Consider the following 19,835-nt stretch of genomic DNA (forward strand, 5'->3'; position numbering starts at 1 on the left):
GACGGCTGTCCTTCCCGCCGGATGTGCACGGTCCTCGTCTCTAGATAACACTTCCTCCCCGAAGTGTTACTACACTGGCGGCATGCCCACACATCCGGCGCCGTTGCCCGTTCCCGCCACCACCCGGCGTGCAGGGACCTGGGTCGTGCCCGATGACGGCCTGGTCTCGCGGTCAGCCCGGTCCCGGGGCACCGGACCCTATGAGTCCACGGTGCCCGCGGCGCTGTCCCGTCCCGCCGGGGCGGCCGACCACGACCTCGACCACCGCCTCGATCTCGCCCTGCCCGGGGATCTCGCCGCCGATGTCGCCGACGCGGAGCGTGCCCTGACCACCTTCGGGCTCCACGCCGCCGCCCGACTCGGTGCGGACAACCCCGCCCTCGGCCCGATGAGCAGCATCCTGCTGCGCACGGAGTCGGCCTCCTCCTCGCAGATCGAGGACCTCACGGTCGGGGCGCGGCAGCTCGCCCTCGCGGAGCTCGAGGAATCCCGCAGCGCGAACGCGCGCGCCGTGGTCGCGAACGTGCGCACTATGGAGGCGGCTCTGCGACTCGCCTCGGACCTCGATCTCCAGGCCGTCCTGAGCATGCAGGCAGAGCTGCTCGCCCCGGACCCGACGGCAGGCCGTCTGCGCGAGCAGCTGGTCTGGGTGGGACGCAGCGGGCACAGCCCGCTCGGCGCTGTGCACATCGCCCCGGAGGCGGAGCTGGTGCCTGCCGCGATGGCGGATCTGCTCACCTTCATCGCCCGGGACGACCTCCCGGTGCTGCTCCACGCGGCGATCGCGCACGCCCAGTTCGAGACGATCCATCCCTTCACCGACGGCAACGGCCGTACCGGACGTGCCCTCGTGCACGCGATGCTCACCGGAAAGGGTCTGCTGACGGGCACCACGGCCCCGGTCTCGGCCGGTCTGCTCACGGACCTGCTCGGCTACACCGAAGCCCTCACCGCCTACCGGGAGGGGAACGCCCGACCCGTCGTCGAGCAGTTCGCGCAGGCCGCCCGCTACGCCGCCGTCACCGGGACGCAGCTGGTCGACGATCTCGCCGCGCAGCTGGAGCGGGATCGGGAGCGTCTGGCCGGCGTGCGCCGCCATGCGCTCGCATGGAGGGTGCTGCCCCTGCTGGTGGGACAGCCGATCGTCAATGCGGCGCATCTCCAGCGGAACCTGGGGGTGACCGCGATGACCGCGCAGCGCGCCCTCGCCCAGCTCACGGAGACCGGCGTGCTCACCGAGGCGACCGGGCGCTCACGCAACCGGGTGTGGCAGCACACCGAGATCCTCGGGGTGCTGGACGAGTACGCCGCCCAGGTGCGCCGGCAGGGCTGACCGCCGGACCCTGGAGCGACCGCCCGGTCCGACGCGCTGGTCACGCCGGGTATAGCGTGTCAGCATCCGCGACCGCGACACCGATACCGAACGGGAGGCGTCCTTCCCATGTCCACATCCGAGCAGTCCGCCGGCTCCACGGCGCAGCACGCCCAGCATCTGAACCCCAAGGTCGTCGTCATCAGCGTGGCCGCCGCGATCGGCGGCTTCCTGTTCGGCTTCGACACCTCCGTCATCAACGGCGCCGTCAATGCGCTGTCCGACGAGTTCGCCCTCGGCGCCGGGCTCACCGGCTTCGCGGTCTCCTCGGCGCTGATCGGCTGCGCCGTCGGCGCCTGGTTCGCCGGCAGCCTGTCCAACCGCTTCGGACGCATCCCTGTCATGGTGATCGCCGCGATCCTCTTCTTCATCTCCGCGATCGGCTCCGGCCTCGCCTTCGGGGTGTGGGACCTCATCGTGTGGCGCGTGGTCGGCGGTCTCGGCGTGGGCGCCGCGAGCGTCATCGCTCCGGCCTACATCGCGGAGGTCGCCCCGGCCAGGTACCGCGGCCGTCTGGGCTCCCTCCAGCAGCTCGCGATCGTGCTGGGCATCTTCACCGCGCTGCTCTCCAACTCCCTGCTGGCGAACACCGCCGGTGGTGCGGCCGAGTCCTTCTGGTTCGGGGTCGACGCCTGGCGCTGGATGTTCATGATCGAGGCCATCCCCGCCGCGGTCTACGGGGTCATGGCGCTGTTCCTGCCGGAGTCCCCGCGCTACCTGATCGCGAAGAACGAGCTCGACAAGGCCTCGCGGGTGCTCTACGACTTCACCGGTGAGCTCGACGTCAACCTGAAGATCGAGCAGATCCGTCGCACCCTCGAGCGGGAGGAGAAGGCGAGCCTGCGCGATCTCGTCGGCGGACGCTTCGGGCTGAAGCCCATCGTCTGGATCGGCATCCTGCTCTCGCTGTTCCAGCAGCTCGTGGGCATCAACGTGATCTTCTACTACTCGACGACGCTGTGGCAGTCCGTCGGCTTCGACGAATCCCAGGCCCTGCTCACCAGCACGTTCACCTCGGTGATGAACATCGTCGCCACGATCATCGCGATCCTCCTGGTCGACAGGGTGGGACGCCGCCTCATGCTCCTGGTCGGCTCGGCCGGCATGACCGTCTCCCTCGGACTCATGGCGCTCGCGTTCTCCTTCGGGGAGATCGCCCCGGGGACCGACGCCATCACCCTCCCGGATCCCTGGTCCACGGTCGCGCTGATCAGCGCCAACGCCTTCGTGATGTTCTTCGGGACCACCTGGGGCCCGCTGGTGTGGGTGCTCCTGGGCGAGATGTTCCCCAACCGCATCCGGGCCTCGGCCCTCGCCGTCGCCGCTGCTGCGCAGTGGGCCGCGAACTGGGCGGTCTCCGCCACGTTCCCGTCCCTGTCGACCGTCGGCCTGAGCTTCGCGTACGGCCTGTATGCCCTGTTCGCCCTGCTCAGCCTGCTGTTCGTGTTCCTGTGGGTCCCGGAGACCAAGGACCGCGAGCTCGAGGACATGGAGGACCTGCAGCTGGGACGGACGAAGAAGAAGACGACGAAGTAGACGGCAAACACGACGACAAAGACGACGACGACGTAGACGACGACATAGACGACCCCGACGCGAGCCGGCTCCGCCGACCGACCTCCTGGCGCCTGCACCGACAGTCGCTCCGCAGGGACGACGGCCGCCCCTGATCCGAGATCAGGGGCGGCCGTCGCTGTCGGACAGGGCCGTTCGGACGGGGCCGTCCGGACGGGGCGGTCAGGCCTCGAGCAGGCTGCGGGCCGCCTCGGCGATGTGGGCCGCATCGATCCCGGCCCAGTCGAGAAGCTCGGCGGGGGTGCCGGATCCCGGGACGCCGTCCACCGCGAGGTGGCTGAAGCGCAGGTCCGTGATCGGCTCCGCGGCCAGCGCGGCGAGCACCGCGGCTCCGAGTCCGCCCTCGGCGTGGTGGTCCTCGACGACGACGACCCGTCCGCCGGTCGCCTCGACCGCGGCACGGATGCCCTCGGCATCGATCGGCTTGACCGAGTAGGCGTCCACGACCCGCGCCCGGGTGCCCTGCTCCGCGAGAGCGGCGGCCGCCGAGAGCGCCTCGTGGAGGGTGACGCCCGCGCCGATCAGCGTGACGTCGTCATCCGCGGACTCCACCAGCGTCTTGGATCCGCCGACGGGGAACTCCTCCCCTGCCTCGTACAGTCCCGGGTACTCGCCCCGTGTGGTGCGCAGGTAGCTCACCCCGGAGGTCTCCGCCATCTGCTGCACGAGAGCCGCGGTGGAGGTGCCGTCGGAGGGGTAGAGCACCGTGGAGCCCTGGAGGGCGGCGAACATCGCCAGATCCTCCAGGCCCATCTGGGAGGGTCCGTCGGCCCCGATCTCGACGCCCGCATGGGAGCCGACCATCCGCAGGTCGACACGGGAGACGGGGGCCATCCGCAGGAAGTCCGCCGCACGGGTGAGGAAGGCGGCGAAGGAGGAGGCGAAGGCGATGTGGCCGCGGGTGGCGAGCCCGGTGGCGGCGGCCACCATCTGCTGCTCCGCGATGAACATCTCGAAGAATCGATCCGGATGCTTCTCGACGAAGGTGCCTGTCCCCGTGGAGTTGGAGACCTCGCCGTCCAGGGCGACGATGCGGGGATCAGCATCACCGAGCGCGGCGAGTGCGGCGCCGTAGGCCTTCCGCGTCGCGACCTCCTCGCCCTTCTCGAAGGTCGGCATGCTCGCGGTGCCCACCTCGGGCGCCGCGCGCTCGACCTCCGGAGGCTTCGGCCCGCGCACGAGCAGGTGGCGCTCGCCGCCGAGGCCGTCGATGGCCTCGGCGGCCTTGTCCTCGGGCAGCGGCTTGCCGTGCCAGCCCTCGGCGTCCTCGACCTCGGGGTATCCCTTGCCCTTGATGGTCTTCGCGAGGATCACCAGGGGCTTGTCGAGGTCGCCGTCCGTCTCGGCCAGGGCGGCGTCGATCGCGTCGAGGTCGTGCCCGTCGAGCACGATCGCCCGGGCGCCGAACGCCTCGACGCGGCGCTGGTAGGCCTCGAGGTCCCAGCCGAGATCGGTGGGGCCGCGCTGTCCGAGCCGATTGACGTCGACGATCGTGATCAGGTTGGTCAGGCCGTAGAGGGACGCCTTGTCGAGGGCCTCCCACATGGAGCCCTCGGCCATCTCGCTGTCACCGCACAGCACCCACACGCGATACGGGGCCTTCTCGAGATACTTCGCGGACAGGGCGATGCCGACCGCGTCGGGGAGCCCCTGGCCGAGCGAGCCGGTGGCGACGTCCACCCAGGGCAGCACCGGGGTGGGATGGCCCTCGAGCCGCTCGTCGAAGCGGCGGTAGCCGGTCATGAGCTCCTCGTCGGAGACGACGCCGGCGGCCTTGTACACGGCGTACAGGAGCGGGGAGGCGTGTCCCTTGGAGAAGACGAGGTGGTCGTTGCCGGGGGCGTCGGCGTCGTCCCAGTCGTACCGCAGGTGGCGGCTCATCAGCGTGGCGAGCAGGTCCGCGGCGGACATGCTCGAAGTGGGGTGTCCCGAACCGGCGCTCGTGGAGGCGCGGATCGAGTCGACGCGCAGCTGGGCGGCGAGCTCGGGGATCTGCGAGAGATCGAGTCCCTCGTGCTGGGTGGTGGTCATGGACTGCTCCTTCCCGGAGCCCGGGTGCGGAGACGTGACCGCGCCGGGGCGCCGATGTTCATCGTCCTGTGTGGTCATCACCTTAGGAGCGTGCCCGGAGGACGACAAGGGTGCTGACGACCGCTCGGTCCAGAAGTGCGGTGGTCAGTCGCTCTCGGCGCTCCGGAGCCCACCGAGGTCGTGGACCCGCATCGTCACGGCGTGCTCGGTCCCGGCGGCCTCGCCGCCGTCGCGGAGGATCTGGGGGATGAACCCTTCGGGCACCGGGTGCCCGGTCACGTGCGCGAGATACGCGGCATGGGCGCGCAGCGAGTCCACCGACGCCTGCACCTGCTCGGGCCCGACCGCCTTGGCGTGGGTCGGGTCGGGATGGCCGACGACGAGCAGGGCGCGGGCGCTCCATGGCTCCAGTCCCTCCTGCTCACGCAGCTCACGGAACACCCAGGGATTGGCGGCGTCGCGGGCGCCGTCGGCGGCGCTGAGGCCGGCGGCGCGATGATCGGCCTGGTTCAGCGATCCGTAGGCCTCGAGGTCGAAGTTCGTGGTGAGCACGAGATCCGGGCGCACCTGGCGGATCACGCGGGCGATGTCGCGGCGCAGGACGAGGGTCGCCTCGAGCATGCCGTCGGGATGCTCGAGTATCCGCAGATCCTCCACGCCGACCACGTCGCAGGCGCCGCGCTGCTCCGTCGCGCGCAGCGGGGCGACGAGCTCGGGGTCCTCGGCCATCCCCGCTTCGCCGCGGGTGAGCAACAGGTAGGTCACGGAGATGCCGGCCGCGGTCCAGGCGGCGACGGCGGCGGAGGCGCCGTACTCCATGTCGTCGGGGTGGGCGACCACGCACAGCACCCGACGGATCCCGTGCTCCGGCAAGGGCGGCAGCGGCTGGGCGGCGGTGTCGGTCATCGGGATCCTCCTGGGCAGGTGGCGGGTCCCTGCCCACTCTAGGCAGAGACCGCCGGTTCGCGCTCGAGCGCGGCCAGCAGCGCGGTGACCGCGGCGCGACCGGCACGATTGGCGCCGATCGTCGAGGCGCTGGGGCCGTAGCCCAGCAGGTGGATGCGCGGGTCCGAGACCACGGCGGTGCCGTCCAGGGCGATGCCGCCGACGGCGTTGTGCAGGCCCAGCGGCCGCAGATGGCGCAGCTCGTGGCGGAACCCGGTGGCCCACAGGATCGTGTCGAGCCCGGTCTCCGTCCCGTCGGCCTCGCGCACGCCGTCGGGGGTGATCCGCACGAACATCGGGCGGCGCTCGAGCAGCCCACGACGCTGCGCGTCCCGCAGCGCGGGGGTCCAGCGCAGGCCGGTGTTCGAGACGACGGAGCCCACCGGAAGCCCCTGCCGCACCCGCTCGATGACCCCGGCGACCGCCTCGCGCCCGTCCTCCTGGGTGAACGGGCCGTCCTCGAGCACGGGCTCCCGCCGCGTGTACCAGAACGTCTCGGCCACGTCGGCGATCTCCTGGAGGAAGCCGAGCGCGCTGATCCCTCCCCCGACGATGCCCACACGCTGACCGGCGAAGTCCGCGGCCCGCACATAGTCCACGGTGTGCAGCTGCCGGCCGCGGAAGTCGGCGGCACCCGGAGTGGCGGGGAGGAAGGGTCTCGTCCAGGTCCCGGTGGCGTTGAGGATCGCGCGGGTGCGCAGCGGCGGCAGCGGGACGTCATCGGGCCCGAGGGCGTGCACCCGGAGCAGTGCCGTCCCTTCCTGGGCGGCGGTCTCCGGGTCGTCCTCGACCCGGACCACACGCACCGGCCGCTGGACCGGGACCTCGAACCGTCGCTCGAAGTCGGCGAAGTACTCGGGCACCGCACGGTTCGCGGGGTCGGCGGGATCGGCCTCGACCACCGGCATCCCGGGCAGCTCCCAGATCCCGTTGACGGTGGCCATGGTCAGGCTGTCCCAGCGATGCCTCCACGCCCCGCCCGGGCCGCTCCCGGCGTCGAGGATCACGACGCTGCGCTCCCCCGGTGCCGCCAGCGCCGCCGGCCGTACGCCCCGGCGCAGCAGATGATGGGCGGCCGAGAGCCCGGCCTGGCCGGCACCGATCACCACGACGTCCACCACGCCGTCCACGCTGCCTCCAGGGATCCACATGTCCGGTCGAACTCCGAGCACGCCCGGGGTGTTCCCCGACGCGTCGGACATCACCGCGGCCTGTGCGGCATCAGCTCAGCAGAGCCGGTTCCTGCGCCGCTCGATCGGTCCCGGGTGCGACCGCCTCGACGGCGGCCAGGCCCCGCTCGAGATCGGCGGAGAGGTCCTCGAGATCCTCGAGGCCGATGCTGAGGCGCACCGTGCCCGGGTGCACCCCGCAGGCCCGACGCTGGGGCTCGGTCAGATGCGAATGCGTCGTGGTCCCGGGGTGGCAGACCAGCGATCGGGCATCGCCGATGTTCACGGCGAGGGTGAACAGCTCCAGGGCGTTGCAGAAGGCGGCGGCCGCCTCCTCTCCCCCGGCGAGGTCCACGGAGAACACGCCGGAGGTGCCGTGGGGGAAGTCGCGACGGACGAGGTGCGCGTCGGGACGGCCCGGGATGCTCGGATGGTTGACCCGGGCGATCCCGGCGCTGCCGTGCAGGCGCCCGGCGAGCGTCGCGGCATCGGCGCTGATCTTGCGCATCCGCAGGTCGAGGGTCTCGATGCCCACCAGGATCTGCTGCGCGCTGGTCGCCGGCAGGGTGGTCCCGAAGTCGGTGACGTACTTCGCGCGGGCGTAGGACAGCAGCCCCGAGGCGCCGCGCTCGTAGTCGTCGGCGAAGACGACGCCGAAACGCCGGTTGCGGGTGGTCAGCCGCTGCCAGCGCTGCGGACATCGCCGCGGGTCGAAGCGCCCTGTGTCCACGATGATCCCCGCGATGGTGGTGCCGTGGCCGCAGAGGTACTTGGTGGCGGAGTGCACGACGACGTCGGCCCCGTGGTCGCCCGCCCGGTACAGCGCGGGGGTGGACAGCGTCGCGTCCACGACCACCGCCACGTCATGGGCGTGGGCGATCGCGCTGATCGCGTCGAGGTCCACGAGCTGCGCGCCGGGATTCGCGATGGATTCGACGAGCACCACGCGGGTGCTCGGGGTGATCGCACGCTCCCAGGCATCGAGGTCCCAGGGATCCACGGTCGTGGTGGTCACGGCGAGGTCGGCCAGGGTGTCGTCGAGGAACTCGGTGGTTCCGCCGTACAGCAGCTCGGAGGCGACGACATGGCTGCCCGGCTCGAGCAGCGCGCACAGGGCGATCGTGGTGGCGGCCTGGCCGCTGGCCACCGCGATCGCCCCGATCCCACCCTCGAGCGCGGTGAGGCGCTGCTCGAGCACCGCCGTGGTGGGGTTGCCGGAACGGGCATAGGCGAAGCCGCTGCGGCGCCGGGCGAACAGCTCCTTGAGGGAATCGTGGTCCGGGTGCGCATAGGCGCTCGTGGCGTAGATCGGGGGTGTGACGGCGCCGTGCATGTCGCCGCCGCTCCAGCCTGCGTGGATCGCTGACGTGCTCACGTGGCCTCCCCGGGGGTGTCGTCCTGTGCGGAATCCTGCTCAGCTTCGGGGAGACCGCGCAGTGCGCGCGAGGAGTGTGACGGACTGTGGCCGTGCGCGGGCTTCACGTCGCACCGGGTCACGCACCGTCATGTCAGGCGGGAGAGCCGTGCTGCGTCCACACCTGCGAGGATCCGCGGCGGTGCGATCCCAGCAGATGGGTGTCGACCACGCCGAGCGCCTCCATGAGCGCGAACATCGTGGTGGGGCCGACGAAACGGAACCCATGGCGCTTGAGCTCCTTCGCCAGGGCGATCGACTCGGCACTGGTGGTGGGGACGTCCTGCGCGGTCGCGGGCATCGGGGTGCGCTCGGGCCGGTGGGACCAGACCAGATCCGCCAGATCGGCGCCGGGCCCGAGCTCGCCGCGCGGGCCGAGCCCGTCGAGGCCGTGCAGGGCGATCGTGGCCCGCGCGTTGGAGATCGTCGCCTCGATCTTGCCGCGATGGCGGATGATGCCCTCGTCGTGGAGCAGCCGCTCCACGTCCTCGGGACCGAAATCGGCCACGACCTCGACCTCGAAGCCGGCGAAGGCCCGCCGGAACCCCTCGCGTCGGCGCAGGATCGTCGCCCAGGACAGCCCGGACTGGAACCCCTCGAGGGCGAGGCGCTCGAAGACTCCGTGCTCGTCACGCACCGGGAGGCCCCACTCGGTGTCGTAGTAGTGGCGGAGGTCCTCGTGCACGGAGGCCCAGGCCGGCCGGTGGAGCCCGTCGGGCCCGAGGACGAGACCGTCGGCCATCAGTCGTCGATCTTCCCGATGATCTCGCGCTTCTCGGCCTGGAACTGGTCCTCGATCCGACCCAGCGCCCAGTACGCGGAGACCGAGATCTGCTCGCGCGGGATCCCGGAGTCCTTCACGAGGAGCCGGCGCAGCTGCTTGGTCAGCCCTCGCTCGGCGTGGCAGAACACCTGCAGGCCCTCGGTGCGGGACAGGTCCAGACCGCGCACGGCCTCGAGCAGCAGCTCGCGCTCACCGACGATCCAGCGCAGCTCGACACCGGCGGGCCGTGGGAGCTCGAGCGCGTCCTCCTCGTGATCGAGGTGGAGGAGCACGAGACCCTCGGCCTGCTCGTCCATGGCCTCGAGGGACGCGGCGATCGCGGGCAGCGCGGCGTGGTCGCCGATCAGCAGGTGGGTCCTGGTGCCGGGCTGCGGGGTGTAGCCGCCGCCGGCTCCGGAGAGGGCGATCAGGTCGCCGGGCAGGGCCTCGTCCGCCCAGCGGGCGGCGATCCCGCTGTCCTCGCCGTGGCCGTGCAGCACGAAGTCCAGGTCGAGGGTGCGGGCCTCGTCGTCCCAATGACGCACGGTGTACGTGCGGCGTGCCGGGAGCAGCTCGGGCTGCTCCTCGCGGAGGGCGTCGAGATCGTATGGCGGGTGCAGGCCGGAGGCGGGATCGGCGATGAGCAGCTTGACGTAGGCGTCGCTGTTCTCGTTGCGGTTGAGGTGGTCGTACTGCTCCCCGCCCAGGGTCACTCGGAGCAGGCGCGGGGAGAGACGGGTCTTGTCCCTCACCTCGAGCACCGCCTGCTTCCGGGGGCGCTTCGCGGGGGCGGACGGGGCAGGCGTGGTCTCCATGTCTCCACATTACGCGACACCTGCGTTTCGTTAATGAACGGCAGCTGGGATCTCATCTGCTGGTCTCTGCTGGTCTCTGCTGGCTTTCGGATCACGACGTCTAAGCTGGGGACATGAGTGCACAGCGGTTCGCCGAGCTCGATGCCGTCGTCGTCGGCTCGGGGCCCAACGGCCTCGCCGCCGCCGTCACCCTCGCCCGCGCCGGGCTGCGGGTGCAGGTGCTGGAGTCGCAGGACACGATCGGCGGCGGCGCCCGCACCCTGGATCTCGGCCTCGCCCCCGGCATCACCCATGACATCTGCTCGGCCGTGCAGCCGCTCGCCCTGGCGAGCCCGTTCTTCCGTGCCTTCGACGTGAGGGCCCGAGGGGTGGAGCTGCGCACCCCGGAGGCGTCCTACGCCCAGCCCCTGGACGACGAGCCCGCGGCGATCGCCTGGCGGGATGTGGAGCGCACCGCCGCAGGCCTCGGGGCCGACGCCGCCGCCTGGCGCGCCACCCTCGGCACCCTCGCGGCCCACTGGGACCTGGTGGTCGAGCTGTCCCTGGGCGACAAGAGGTCCGTGCCGTCGGCGCTGCTGAGCCCCCGCACGCTCGCCGCGGCGCCGATGTTCGGTGCTCTGCTGGGCCTGCAGGGCACCGCCGCCTGGAACCTGCCCTTCCGCACGGAGCGGGCCCGGGCCCTCCTGACCGGGGTCGCTTCCCACGCGATCGGGGATCTTCCGTCCCTCGCCCTCGGCGCCACCTCCGCACTGCTGGGCACCCTGGCGCACGGCACCGGCTGGCCGATCCCCGTCGGCGGCTCGCAGGCGATCATCGACGCCCTCGTCGCCGACCTGCGCGCCCATGGCGGCGAGATCGTCACCGGTCACCACGTGAGCACCTGGCGCGATGTCCCGTCGGCGCGAGCGGTGCTGCTGGACACGACCGCCGGCGCCGCGGCGGACATCCTCGCGAACCGACTGCCCCGGTCCCTCGAGGACTCGCTGCGGCGCTTCCGGCACGGCAACGCCGCCGCGAAGGTCGACTTCGTGCTGTCCGGCCCGGTGCCGTGGCGCGATGCGGAGGTGGGCCGCGCCGGCACGCAGCACCTGGGCGGGACCCGTGCGCAGATGGCGGCCGCCGAGGCCGAGGTCGCGGCCGGCCGGGTCCCCGAGCATCCGGTGACGCTGGTCAGCGACCCGTCCGTCGGCGACCCCTCCCGCATCCAGGCCGGCCTGCGACCGCTGTGGGCCTACGCCCACGTCCCCACCGGCGACACCACGGACCCCACCGAGCTGGTCATGCGCCAGATCGAGCGCTTCGCGCCGGGATTCCGCGACGTGGTGGTCGCCTCTCGCGGGGTGAGCGCGGCAGACATGCCCCACCACAATCCCGCTCTCGTGGGCGGGGACATCTCGCTGGGGCAGGTCACCATGTGGCGCATGATCGCCCGACCCACCGCCCGCTGGGATCCGTACCGGCTCGCCGACACCGGCTGGTACCTGTGCTCTGCCGCGACGCCGCCCGGCCCGGGCGTGCACGGCATGAACGGCTGGCACGCCGCGCGACGGGTGCTGCGCCACGAGTTCGGGATCCACGAGCTGCCGGACCTGTCCCCGCAGGCGACCGACATGACAGGCTCCGCGACTGACCCGTCACATCCGCGTCCCTGAACGTGACGGAGGACGTCCTGTGTCGCAGGATGATTGACCGTGAATTCTTCAGACCCCTCCGCTCCGACCCCGTCGGCCCCCGCGGCCGAGAGTCGTGAGGCGGATCTGCACAATCCCTCCGGCAAGACCTTCATGGGCCAGCCCCGGCCGCTGGCGAACCTGTTCAGCGTGGAGCTGTGGGAGCGCTTCAGCTTCTACGGCATGCAGGGCATCCTCGCGATCTACATGTACTTCTCGGCCACGGCCGGAGGTCTGGGGATCGACGAGGGCGTAGCCCTCAGCATCGTCGGCGCGTACGGCGGCTCGGTGTACATCTTCTCGATCCTCGGCGCGCTGGTCTCGGACCGGCTGCTGGGCCCGGAGAAGACCCTGTTCGGCAGCGCCGTGATGATCATGATCGGCCACCTCGCCCTGGCCCTCGTGCCGGGAGTGCCAGGCCTGGTCGCCGGACTGCTGCTGGTCGCGATCGGTTCCGGCGGCCTGAAGGCCACCGCCGCGACGCTCGTCGGCTCGCTGTACGACCTCCAGGACACCCGGCGCGACGCCGGCTTCTCCATCTACTACATGGGCGTCAACATCGGCGGGCTCTTCGGTCCGCTCGTGACCGGCTTCGCCCAGAAGGAATGGGGCTTCCACCTCGGCTTCGGGCTGGCCGCGATCGGCATGGCCGTCGGGCTCACGCAGTATCTGCTCACCCGTAGGTCGCTGCCGCGCACCGTGCACGTGGTCCCCGATCCCCTGCCGCGCTCGAAGTACCCGCTGTGGGCCGCGATCGCCGTGGTCGTGGTGCTGGTGGTGCTGATCCTCGTGCTCACCGGGGCGATGAACCCCGGCAACCTGGCGACCATCATGGTGAGCCTGTCGGTGGTCGGCGCGGTCGTCATCTTCACGTTGCTGCTGACCTCGGAGAAGGTGACCGGCGACGAACGCTCGCGCGTGGTCGCCTTCATCCCGCTGTTCGTCGGGACCGCGGCGTTCTTCGCGCTGTTCCAGCAGCAGTTCACGGTGATCACGCTGTACTCGGACACCCGGCTGGACCGCAACCTGTTCGGCTGGGAGATGCCGATCTCCTGGGCGCAGTCCTTCAACCCGTTCTTCATCATCACGCTGGCACCCCTGTTCGCGGCGCTGTGGACGAAGCTCGGCACCCGCCAGCCCACCACCCCGAAGAAGTTCGCCCTGGGCATCATGCTGATGGGCGCGGCATTCCTGCTGTTCCTGCCGATGGTCCCGGTGGCCTCGGTGCCGGTGCTGTGGATCGCCCTGATCATGCTGGTCGCCACGCTCGGCGAGCTCTCGCTGTCCCCGGTGGGTCTCTCGCTCACCACGAAGCTCGCCCCCGCGGCGTTCCCGGTGATGATGATGGCGCTGTACAACCTGTCGATCGCCCTGGGCACGTCGCTCTCCGGTGCGCTCGCGCAGTTCTACTCCGCCGAGACCGAGGGCGCCTACTTCGGCATCCTCGGCGCGGTGACCATCGCGATCGGCCTGATCATGCTGGCGATCTCGAAGCCGGTGCACCAGGGCATGCGCGGCGTCCTCTGACGCCCCCGCTCCCCCGCCGTCAGGGCATGACGACGGGGATGAGCACGCCGATCACGGCGCACACGATGCCCAGACCGCCCGCGACGCGCAGCAGCGTCCGGGCGGTCGTGTCGTGCCAGCCCTTGAGCAGGCCCAGCGCGACGAAGAGCACGAAGGAGAGGACCGCGAGGGCCCCGACCGCGCTCAGCAGCGCGATCATCGGCCTTCTCCGGTCCGACGGGTCCGATGGATCGGCGGGCGGGCACGGGACGCGGGGACGGGTTCCATGGCCTCACCGTAGGAACTTTCGGTCAGATGTCCAAGTGGTCACCGGACCAGCGCGTCCCGAGCAGCGCCTTCACCATCACATCGTGCGTGCACCGTTGTGCGTTCACCGTCGTGCGATCACCGTCGTGCGATCACCGCTCAGCGCGCCCCGTCACGAACGCCCGGATCGTGGCCGCGTCGAGCTTGGGCCGACGGTCCGCGTCCGCGAGGCCGTTGGCCTCCTGGAGGGTGTCGGTGAGCTGCGTGTAGCAGTGACCGGCGAGCACGGGGCTGGCGTTGAGCGCGGCGAACAGCCCGCCCACCTTCGCCTCGAACTCCTCCGGGGTGGTGACCGTCGCGTAGCCCCAGGTGTTCTCGGCGGCGTAGGCGATCCCGCCGAACTCGGTGAGCATCACCGGGGCACCCTCGGTGACGTGCTGGGCGGCGTCGTCGACCGGGCGCCGACCCTGCGGACCCCGGCCCTCCAGGACGTCCTGCACCGCGGTGTCATCGGCATAACGACGCTCCAGGGTCGCGGCGTCGGTCGTGTAGTCGTGCAGCGCGAGGATGTCCCCGCCGGTGATCTCATAGCCGTCGTTGGCGACCACGGGCCGGCTCGGGTCCAGGGCCCGGGTGATCGCGGTCAGCGCGATCGTGAGGTCCTTCTGCGGGGCGTGGTCGGCGAGGTCGCGCACGCCCCAGGATTCGTTCATCGGCACCCACGTGACCACCGACGGATGGGCGCGCACCTGCTCGACGATCTCCGTCCACTCCGCGGTGATCGCGGCGACGGCGCGGGGTGAGTACGAGTAGGCGTTGGCGGTCTCGCCCCAGATCAGCAGGCCGAGCCGGTCCGCCCAGAACAGGAAGCGAGGATCCTCGACCTTCTGGTGGATACGGGCCGCGGTGAAGCCGAGCTCCTTGATCAGCTCCACCTCCTCCTTGTACGCCGCGAGGGTCGGTGCGGTGAGCTGGGAGGTGGGCCAGTAGCCCTGCTCGAGCACGGAGCGCACGAAGTACGGCTCCCCGTTGAGCAGGAACCGGCCGCGGTCGATGCCGGTGGTGCGCAGGCCGAGGTAGCTCGCGGCCTCGTCGACGACCTCTCCGTCGACGAGCACCTGCAGGGTGACGTCCACGAGGTGCGGATGCTCGGGGCTCCACAGCAGGCGGTCGCGGTCCTGGGTGTTGCGCACCGCGGGCACGTCGATGGTGGTCTGCACGCGCGGGTCGTGCGCGGCGACCTCGACGGCGCCCAGGCTCTGCTCCTCCCCCGCGAAGGCGATCCGCACGGTGGTGCCGGGCTCGGGCCGACGGGCCAGGCGCAGGGTCACGTCGACACGGGCGCGCGGCATGTCGAAGTCCCAGTGGAATCCGGTGACGTGCTGCTCGGGCACGGTCTCGAGCCACACGCTGCGCCAGATCCCGGTGGAGCGGTGGTACCAGATGCCGTGCGGTTCCTCGCGCCAGTCCTGCTTCCCCCGGGGCAGCTCGACGTCGTGCGGATCATCGTGGGCGCGCACCACGAGCACGTGCTCCGTGCCCTCGGCGAGGAGGTCGGTCAGATCGCAGGTGAAAGCGGTCTGCCCACCCACGTGGTGCCCGGCCAGGTGCCCGTCCACCCACACGTGGGCCTCGTGGTCCACGGCGCCCAGGTGCAGCAGGAGCCGAGTGCCGGCAGCGGCCGACGCGGTGATCGTGCGGCGGTACCAGACCACCGGGTGGAAGGCTGTGTCGTGGATCCCGGAGGCCTCGGATTCGGGCACGAAGGGCACGGTGATCTCGCGATCGAAGTGCTCGTCGCGGGCAGGCTCGAACCAGCGCTCGGCAAGGCCCACCGCGTCGTCGTCATGGGCGAATCCCCAGGCGCCGTCGAGCAGCGTCCAGTCCTCGCGCATCATCGTGGGGCGGGGGTGGGTGCCGTCATGCGTGGTGGCGCGCAGCGTCATCGTCGTTCGCTCCTGGTGGAGAGGGGGCCAGCGGTACCCGCACAGCCTGCCACAACTTCACTGCCCACGTGGGAATCAGGACTCCGTCGAGAGCACCACCAGCTCCTGCGTGGCCCGGGTCATCGCGACGTACCGCGCGACCGCGCCCTCGATGCCGGCCCCGAGGCTCTCCGGCTCCACGAGCACCACGAGGTCGAACTCGAGCCCCTTCACCAGGTGGGGCGGGAGCGTCATGACGCGCTCTTGCCGGTACCCGGTGTCCTCCCCGATCACGCAGACCGTCCCCTCCTCGTGCTCGGCGAGCCAGCGCTGGAGGATCGTGCCGAGCTCGTCGGGTCGGCCGTGGCGCACTTGCATCCCGGACTCGCGGATCGAGGTCGGCACGTTCGCATCGGGCAGCGCAGCCCGGATCACCGGTTCCGCGTGCTCCATGACCTCTGCCGGGGTGCGGTAGTTCAGCGTGAGCGTGGAACGCTCCACCCGCTCCAGGCCCACCCGGGCGAGCCGCTCCTCCCAGGTCTCGGTGAAGCCGTGCGCCGCCTGCGCCCTGTCACCCACGAGGGTGAGGCTCTCCGACGGGCAGCGCCGCAGGATCATCGCCCACTGGGCATCGCTGAGCTCCTGCGCCTCGTCGACGACGACGTGGGCGAACGGGCCGGCCAGCACGTCCGGTGCCGCGACCTCGACGTAGGTGGAATCCTCCAGCGCATTGCGCAGGTCCTCGCCGCGCAGCATGGACATCTCCTTCATGTCGGAGCTGTCGGAGGCGATGAGGTAGTCGGTCATCAGCTCCACCTCCTCGACGGTCTCCCGGCGGGCCGCGTCCTGCCGGCGACGCCGACCGTCGGCTCCCGGATCGCCGAGCCGGTGCCGGGCGGCGTCGAGTAGCGGCAGGTCCTCGAGCGTCCACGCGCGAGGCTGCTCGCGCTGCAGGATCCGCACCTCCTGCGGACCCAGGGTGGGCGCGCATCGCCGCAGGTAGGCGGGGACCTCGAAGAGATCCCCGACGAGATCCGTCGCCTCCAGCAGCGGCCAGGCCCGGTGCACGATCACCACGAGCTCCTCGTCCGCGGCGAGCTCCTCGCGCACCTGCTCGACGACCGGGTCCTCCTCCGGATCCTCGCCCGGGTCGAGCTGCGCCAGGACGATCTCCGCCAGCTCCTGCCAGATCTCTTCGCGCGCGAGGTTGTGCGGGGTCGAAGGATGCACGGCCTCGAAGGCGTCGGCGAAGTGCTCGGGTTCCAGCCGCACGGGGCCCCACTGGCTCTCGAGCACGTGCGCCACCTCCGGCGGCTCCTCGTACAGGGCGACCGCGGGCTCGATCGCGGCGACCAGCGCAGGACCTGCCTTGAGCGCCGACACCTGCGGATCGCTCTCGGGGACCGCATGCGCACCCTCGGGAACAAGGTCGGCGAGCGTGCAGGTGAGCACGTCCTCCTCGCCGAGGCTGGGGAGCACATCGGCCACATAGCGGAGGTAGGGCTGATGGGGGCCGACGACGAGCACCCTGCCGCGGCGGTCCCGCAGGCGCGGGTCCGTGTACAGCAGGTAGGCGGTGCGGTGCAGGGCGACGACGGTCTTGCCGGTGCCGGGCCCTCCCTCGACCACCAGCGGGCGACGGGAGCTCGCGCGGATGATGGCGTCCTGGTCTGCGGCGAGGGTGGTCAGCACGGTGCCCATCTGCGGGGTGCGCGCGCGGGTCAGGGCGTCCAGCAGCGCCGACTCCTCGTCCGGGCTGGTCCCGAGCTCTGCGCCGTCGCCCTGCTCCGCGCTCTCCCCCAGCGTCTCGTCCCAGTAGTCGCGGATCCGGCCGCCCTCCCAGCGGTACCGGCGGCGGGAGAGCAGCCCGTGCGGGTGCGCACGGGTCGCGGCGAAGAAGGGCTCGGCTGCCTGCGAACGCCAGTCCAGCAGGAGCGGGGTGCCGCCGTCGTCGTGGACCGCCAGCCGTCCCACGTAGAGCGGCGCCGAACCGTCCTGCGGGGTCATCCGACCCAGCACGGCGTCCAGCTCGACGCGCCGCAGCCCGTGCAGGCGTGCGCGCAAGTGGTCCACGCGCGCCTCGCGCTCGACCCGTCCCGCGGCGTCCCCGGTCTGATGGAGGAGCGTCTCCTCGAGGTTGCCCTGCACCTCGCGGATATCCGCCGCGAGCGCCTCCGCGACCTGCCGGAAACAAGCGTCGTCAGCGGCGATGCGGGCGGGCGCGGCCTTGTGAGCCCGTTGCCCGCGCAGGTAGAAAATACTGGTCGTGGTCATGGTTCCCCCGGTGCTCGATGTGATCGACCGGTGATTCTTGCGCACCGGGGGGACCTTGCCGCAAGCCCCCCACCAGGGCATATACTGGGATTACGGCGCAGGGGGACGCAGGGGGAATTCCGCCGGAAGTGGCCCGCGGAGCCGGGCCGCGGCTCAGAACAGCTGCTGGTTGTCCGCGCTGCTCCAGGCCCCGACGACGGGGAACTCCATCACCCGCAGCCTCGCCGTCCCGTAGGGCACCAGGCGGATCCCATGGATCGGCCCGTGGTCGAGCACCGGGCTCGCCGGCGGAACGGCGGCGGAGGCGCCGTCCTTCCCCCACTGCCGCACCCTGGCACCCACGGCCTCCACGGTCGTCGCCTCGCCGAGCGAGAACGGCACCTCCGGCACCGCGCCGCGACGCACCGCCCACTCGGGCGCCTTCTCGAGATCTGCGAGCGCCCAGTTCCAGGTGGTGCGGGGATGCACGGTCCACTCCCCCAGCCCCGGGGCGTCGGGCACCTCGGTCCAGATCTCCCCGGGGCTCGCGACCATCACGAGCGGGCCGAGGTGCACCGCGGCGGCCTGGCGCTCCCGGCGCACGATCCGCGGGCGCATGGGCAGCGTCAGCTCGAGGGTCACCTCGCCGGACCACTCCCGGTCGATCTCGACGTGCCCATCACTGCCTGCCTTCGCGATTCCTGCCTCGACGGCGATCTGCACCCCGTCGACCCGAAGCGTCGGGTCCTCGCACCACGAGGGCATCCGCAGCCGCAGCGGGAAGCGCACGCCGGGCTCGTCGGCGTCGACGGTGATCCGCACCGTGTCCTCGAAGGGGTAGTCGGTCTCGACGTCGATCCGCACCGGGATGCCGCGCACCTCGGTGCTCACCGTGGCGGGGGCGTAGGCGACCGCTCGCAGTGCGTCGTCGGCGTCGCGCGCCCACAGGGAGGTGGCGAACTTCGGCCATCCCTGGTGGAGGTTCGCGGTGCAGCACCCGAAATGCGGTTCGAGGCCGAGGATGTTCGCGTCATCGCTCGAGTAGGACCAGTCCCGCCGGGCCACGGAGATCTCGAGCTGGGTGCCCTGCTGGTGGTACTGGTGCCCGCGCATCGACGGGTCGCTCGAGGCGGGCAGCAGGTTGTAGGCGAGCGATTCGAGACGGTCCCCGTGGTTCGCGTCCCCGAACACGCGGGAGAGGGTCGAGGCGGTGTGCATCATCTCGACCACGAGGCAGGTCTCGATGCCGGCGGTGGCCTCCCGCCCGCCGAGCCACTCGTCCCCGGAGAACCAGCCGTGGGCCTGTCCGTGCCAGCGGTCCAGGGCGGCGAGGGCGGCCTCGGTGCGGTCGCGGTGGGCGGGGTCGCCGTCGAGCAGATGAGCGGTCGCCCCGGTCTTCAGACCCTGGGCGACGTTCACCCCATGGGTGGAGTGGGTGAACACCTGGGCCTGCCCGGTGATCAGCTCGGTGGTGAGGTGGTCGTTCCAGTCGAAGGTCTGCTCCTGCACCAGCGCGGCGAGCTCGAGCAGCCAGTCCTCGCCGGTGGCGCGATGGGTCCAGGCGATGGTGAGCACGTCCTCGGCCCCGCGTGCCCTGCCCCAGTCGGTCAGCGGCCGTGAGGGCAGATGCTCGCGCTGGTAGCGGTGCCAGCGCAGCAGGAACGGGGCCACGCGCTCGTCGCCGGTGGCCTCGGCGTGCTGGACGAGGACCTTGGCGGCGACCATGCGCGGCCACCAGTCCTCGGTCGCCGCCGGGCCGAAGAACCCGTCGGCACGCTGGGAGGCGAGCATCCACTCGATCCACGGCTGGGCCTTCGCGATCAGCGACTCGTCGCCGAGGGCGTGCGCGAGCGGCACGAGCCCGTCGAGGTAGTACGGGCCGCGCTCCCAGCTCTCCCCCGTCCCGCCGAGCCAGCCGCTGTCGGCGCCCACGTCGGGCCAGATCTCCTCGAGCTGCCCGGTGATGTTCTCGGCCTGGAGCCGCAGCTGGCGCTCGAGCCATCCCCGGGGCCTGATCACGCCGGGCGGCAGGGCGGTGGAGGCGGCGTGCAGGCGGGTGGTGGGCAGCGTCATCGTCGATCGCTCCTGGGAGTGTGGCAGCAGTGCGCGGCTCCACGATAGGTGGCGCGG

Annotated in this window: 14 protein-coding genes; 4 read left to right on the forward strand and 10 right to left on the reverse strand. The window is 71.5% G+C overall.

Annotated elements, in window-relative coordinates; all coding sequences use genetic code 11:
• Positions 1 to 82 precede the first annotated feature (82 nt).
• Both ACT3UL_RS14215 and ACT3UL_RS14220 read left to right on the forward strand, forming a co-directional pair.
• Positions 83 to 1,333 (forward strand): Fic family protein, encoded by a 1,251-nt coding sequence (locus ACT3UL_RS14215; RefSeq protein WP_444578902.1) that lies wholly within the window; start codon positions 83 to 85, stop codon positions 1,331 to 1,333.
• A 108-nt stretch (positions 1,334 to 1,441) separates the two neighbouring features.
• Entirely contained in the window at positions 1,442 to 2,908 is a 1,467-nt protein-coding gene (locus ACT3UL_RS14220) for a sugar porter family MFS transporter (RefSeq protein ID WP_444578903.1), read from the forward strand.
• 201 nt (positions 2,909 to 3,109) lie between these two features.
• Here ACT3UL_RS14220 and ACT3UL_RS14225 read toward each other — a convergent pair whose 3' ends face one another.
• The 6 genes from ACT3UL_RS14225 to ACT3UL_RS14250 all read right to left on the reverse strand — a co-directional run bounded on the left by ACT3UL_RS14225 (position 3,110) and on the right by ACT3UL_RS14250 (position 10,084).
• Entirely contained in the window at positions 3,110 to 4,978 is a 1,869-nt protein-coding gene (locus ACT3UL_RS14225) for a transketolase (protein WP_444578904.1), read from the reverse strand.
• 144 nt (positions 4,979 to 5,122) lie between these two features.
• The gene (locus ACT3UL_RS14230; protein WP_444578905.1) at positions 5,123 to 5,884 is read right to left on the reverse strand and encodes a PIG-L deacetylase family protein; all 762 of its coding nucleotides are present in this window, start codon (positions 5,882 to 5,884) and stop codon (positions 5,123 to 5,125) included.
• Between the two features lie 38 nt (positions 5,885 to 5,922).
• Complete coding sequence (locus ACT3UL_RS14235; RefSeq protein ID WP_444578907.1) at positions 5,923 to 7,074, reverse strand: FAD-dependent oxidoreductase; 1,152 nt, start codon at positions 7,072 to 7,074, stop codon at positions 5,923 to 5,925.
• A gap of 70 nt (positions 7,075 to 7,144) precedes the next feature.
• Positions 7,145 to 8,467 (reverse strand): O-acetylhomoserine aminocarboxypropyltransferase/cysteine synthase family protein, encoded by a 1,323-nt coding sequence (locus tag ACT3UL_RS14240; RefSeq protein ID WP_444578909.1) that lies wholly within the window; start codon positions 8,465 to 8,467, stop codon positions 7,145 to 7,147.
• A gap of 133 nt (positions 8,468 to 8,600) precedes the next feature.
• On the reverse strand, positions 8,601 to 9,248 hold the full coding sequence (locus ACT3UL_RS14245; RefSeq protein ID WP_444578911.1) for a DNA-3-methyladenine glycosylase I: 648 nt from the start codon (positions 9,246 to 9,248) through the stop codon (positions 8,601 to 8,603).
• Positions 9,248 to 10,084 carry a siderophore-interacting protein gene (locus ACT3UL_RS14250; protein WP_444578912.1) on the reverse strand — a complete coding sequence of 279 codons (837 nt, stop codon included), beginning with the start codon at positions 10,082 to 10,084 and terminating at the stop codon, positions 9,248 to 9,250. The genes ACT3UL_RS14245 and ACT3UL_RS14250 overlap by 1 nt, the downstream gene beginning before the upstream one ends.
• A 113-nt stretch (positions 10,085 to 10,197) precedes the next feature.
• On the opposite strand from ACT3UL_RS14250, the gene ACT3UL_RS14255 reads away from it, so the two are divergent.
• Positions 10,198 to 11,736, forward strand: coding sequence for a phytoene desaturase family protein (locus tag ACT3UL_RS14255; protein WP_444578914.1), 1,539 nt, complete (start codon positions 10,198 to 10,200; stop codon positions 11,734 to 11,736).
• A 132-nt stretch (positions 11,737 to 11,868) separates the two neighbouring features.
• Positions 11,869 to 13,281, forward strand: a complete 1,413-nt coding sequence (locus ACT3UL_RS14260; RefSeq protein ID WP_444578990.1) for a peptide MFS transporter — start codon at positions 11,869 to 11,871, stop codon at positions 13,279 to 13,281.
• A 19-nt stretch (positions 13,282 to 13,300) separates the two neighbouring features.
• On the opposite strand, the gene ACT3UL_RS14265 is transcribed toward ACT3UL_RS14260, so the two are convergent.
• The 4 genes from ACT3UL_RS14265 to ACT3UL_RS14280 all read right to left on the reverse strand — a co-directional run bounded on the left by ACT3UL_RS14265 (position 13,301) and on the right by ACT3UL_RS14280 (position 19,778).
• Entirely contained in the window at positions 13,301 to 13,480 is a 180-nt protein-coding gene (locus ACT3UL_RS14265; protein ID WP_193117535.1) for a hypothetical protein, read from the reverse strand.
• Positions 13,481 to 13,679: 199 nt separating this feature from the next.
• Positions 13,680 to 15,473, reverse strand: coding sequence for a glycoside hydrolase family 2 protein (locus ACT3UL_RS14270; protein ID WP_444578916.1), 1,794 nt, complete (start codon positions 15,471 to 15,473; stop codon positions 13,680 to 13,682).
• A gap of 75 nt (positions 15,474 to 15,548) precedes the next feature.
• The gene (gene helR / locus ACT3UL_RS14275) at positions 15,549 to 17,726 is read right to left on the reverse strand and encodes an RNA polymerase recycling motor ATPase HelR (protein ID WP_444578917.1); all 2,178 of its coding nucleotides are present in this window, start codon (positions 17,724 to 17,726) and stop codon (positions 15,549 to 15,551) included.
• A 153-nt stretch (positions 17,727 to 17,879) separates the two neighbouring features.
• Positions 17,880 to 19,778, reverse strand: coding sequence for a beta-L-arabinofuranosidase domain-containing protein (locus ACT3UL_RS14280; protein WP_444578918.1), 1,899 nt, complete (start codon positions 19,776 to 19,778; stop codon positions 17,880 to 17,882).
• Positions 19,779 to 19,835 lie beyond the last annotated feature (57 nt).

Source organism: Brachybacterium sp. 107, from assembly GCF_052379725.1.
In the GTDB taxonomy this organism is placed as follows: Bacteria; Actinomycetota; Actinomycetes; order Actinomycetales; family Dermabacteraceae; genus Brachybacterium.

Bases quoted from the DNA above. Each gene is read 5' to 3' on its own strand.
- ACT3UL_RS14255 (WP_444578914.1), top strand. From the start codon at position 10,198: ATGAGTGCACAGCGGTTCGCCGAGCTCGATGCCGTCGTCGTCGGCTCG.
- ACT3UL_RS14215 (WP_444578902.1), top strand. From the start codon at position 83: ATGCCCACACATCCGGCGCCGTTGCCCGTTCCCGCCACCACCCGGCGT.
- ACT3UL_RS14220 (WP_444578903.1), top strand. From the start codon at position 1,442: ATGTCCACATCCGAGCAGTCCGCCGGCTCCACGGCGCAGCACGCCCAG.
- ACT3UL_RS14265 (WP_193117535.1), bottom strand. From the start codon at position 13,480: ATGATCGCGCTGCTGAGCGCGGTCGGGGCCCTCGCGGTCCTCTCCTTC.
- ACT3UL_RS14235 (WP_444578907.1), bottom strand. From the start codon at position 7,074: ATGTGGATCCCTGGAGGCAGCGTGGACGGCGTGGTGGACGTCGTGGTG.
- ACT3UL_RS14230 (WP_444578905.1), bottom strand. From the start codon at position 5,884: ATGACCGACACCGCCGCCCAGCCGCTGCCGCCCTTGCCGGAGCACGGG.
- ACT3UL_RS14270 (WP_444578916.1), bottom strand. From the start codon at position 15,473: ATGACGCTGCGCGCCACCACGCATGACGGCACCCACCCCCGCCCCACG.
- ACT3UL_RS14245 (WP_444578911.1), bottom strand. From the start codon at position 9,248: ATGGCCGACGGTCTCGTCCTCGGGCCCGACGGGCTCCACCGGCCGGCC.
- ACT3UL_RS14260 (WP_444578990.1), top strand. From the start codon at position 11,869: ATGGGCCAGCCCCGGCCGCTGGCGAACCTGTTCAGCGTGGAGCTGTGG.
- ACT3UL_RS14250 (WP_444578912.1), bottom strand. From the start codon at position 10,084: ATGGAGACCACGCCTGCCCCGTCCGCCCCCGCGAAGCGCCCCCGGAAG.
- ACT3UL_RS14280 (WP_444578918.1), bottom strand. From the start codon at position 19,778: ATGACGCTGCCCACCACCCGCCTGCACGCCGCCTCCACCGCCCTGCCG.
- helR (WP_444578917.1), bottom strand. From the start codon at position 17,726: ATGACCACGACCAGTATTTTCTACCTGCGCGGGCAACGGGCTCACAAG.
- ACT3UL_RS14225 (WP_444578904.1), bottom strand. From the start codon at position 4,978: ATGACCACCACCCAGCACGAGGGACTCGATCTCTCGCAGATCCCCGAG.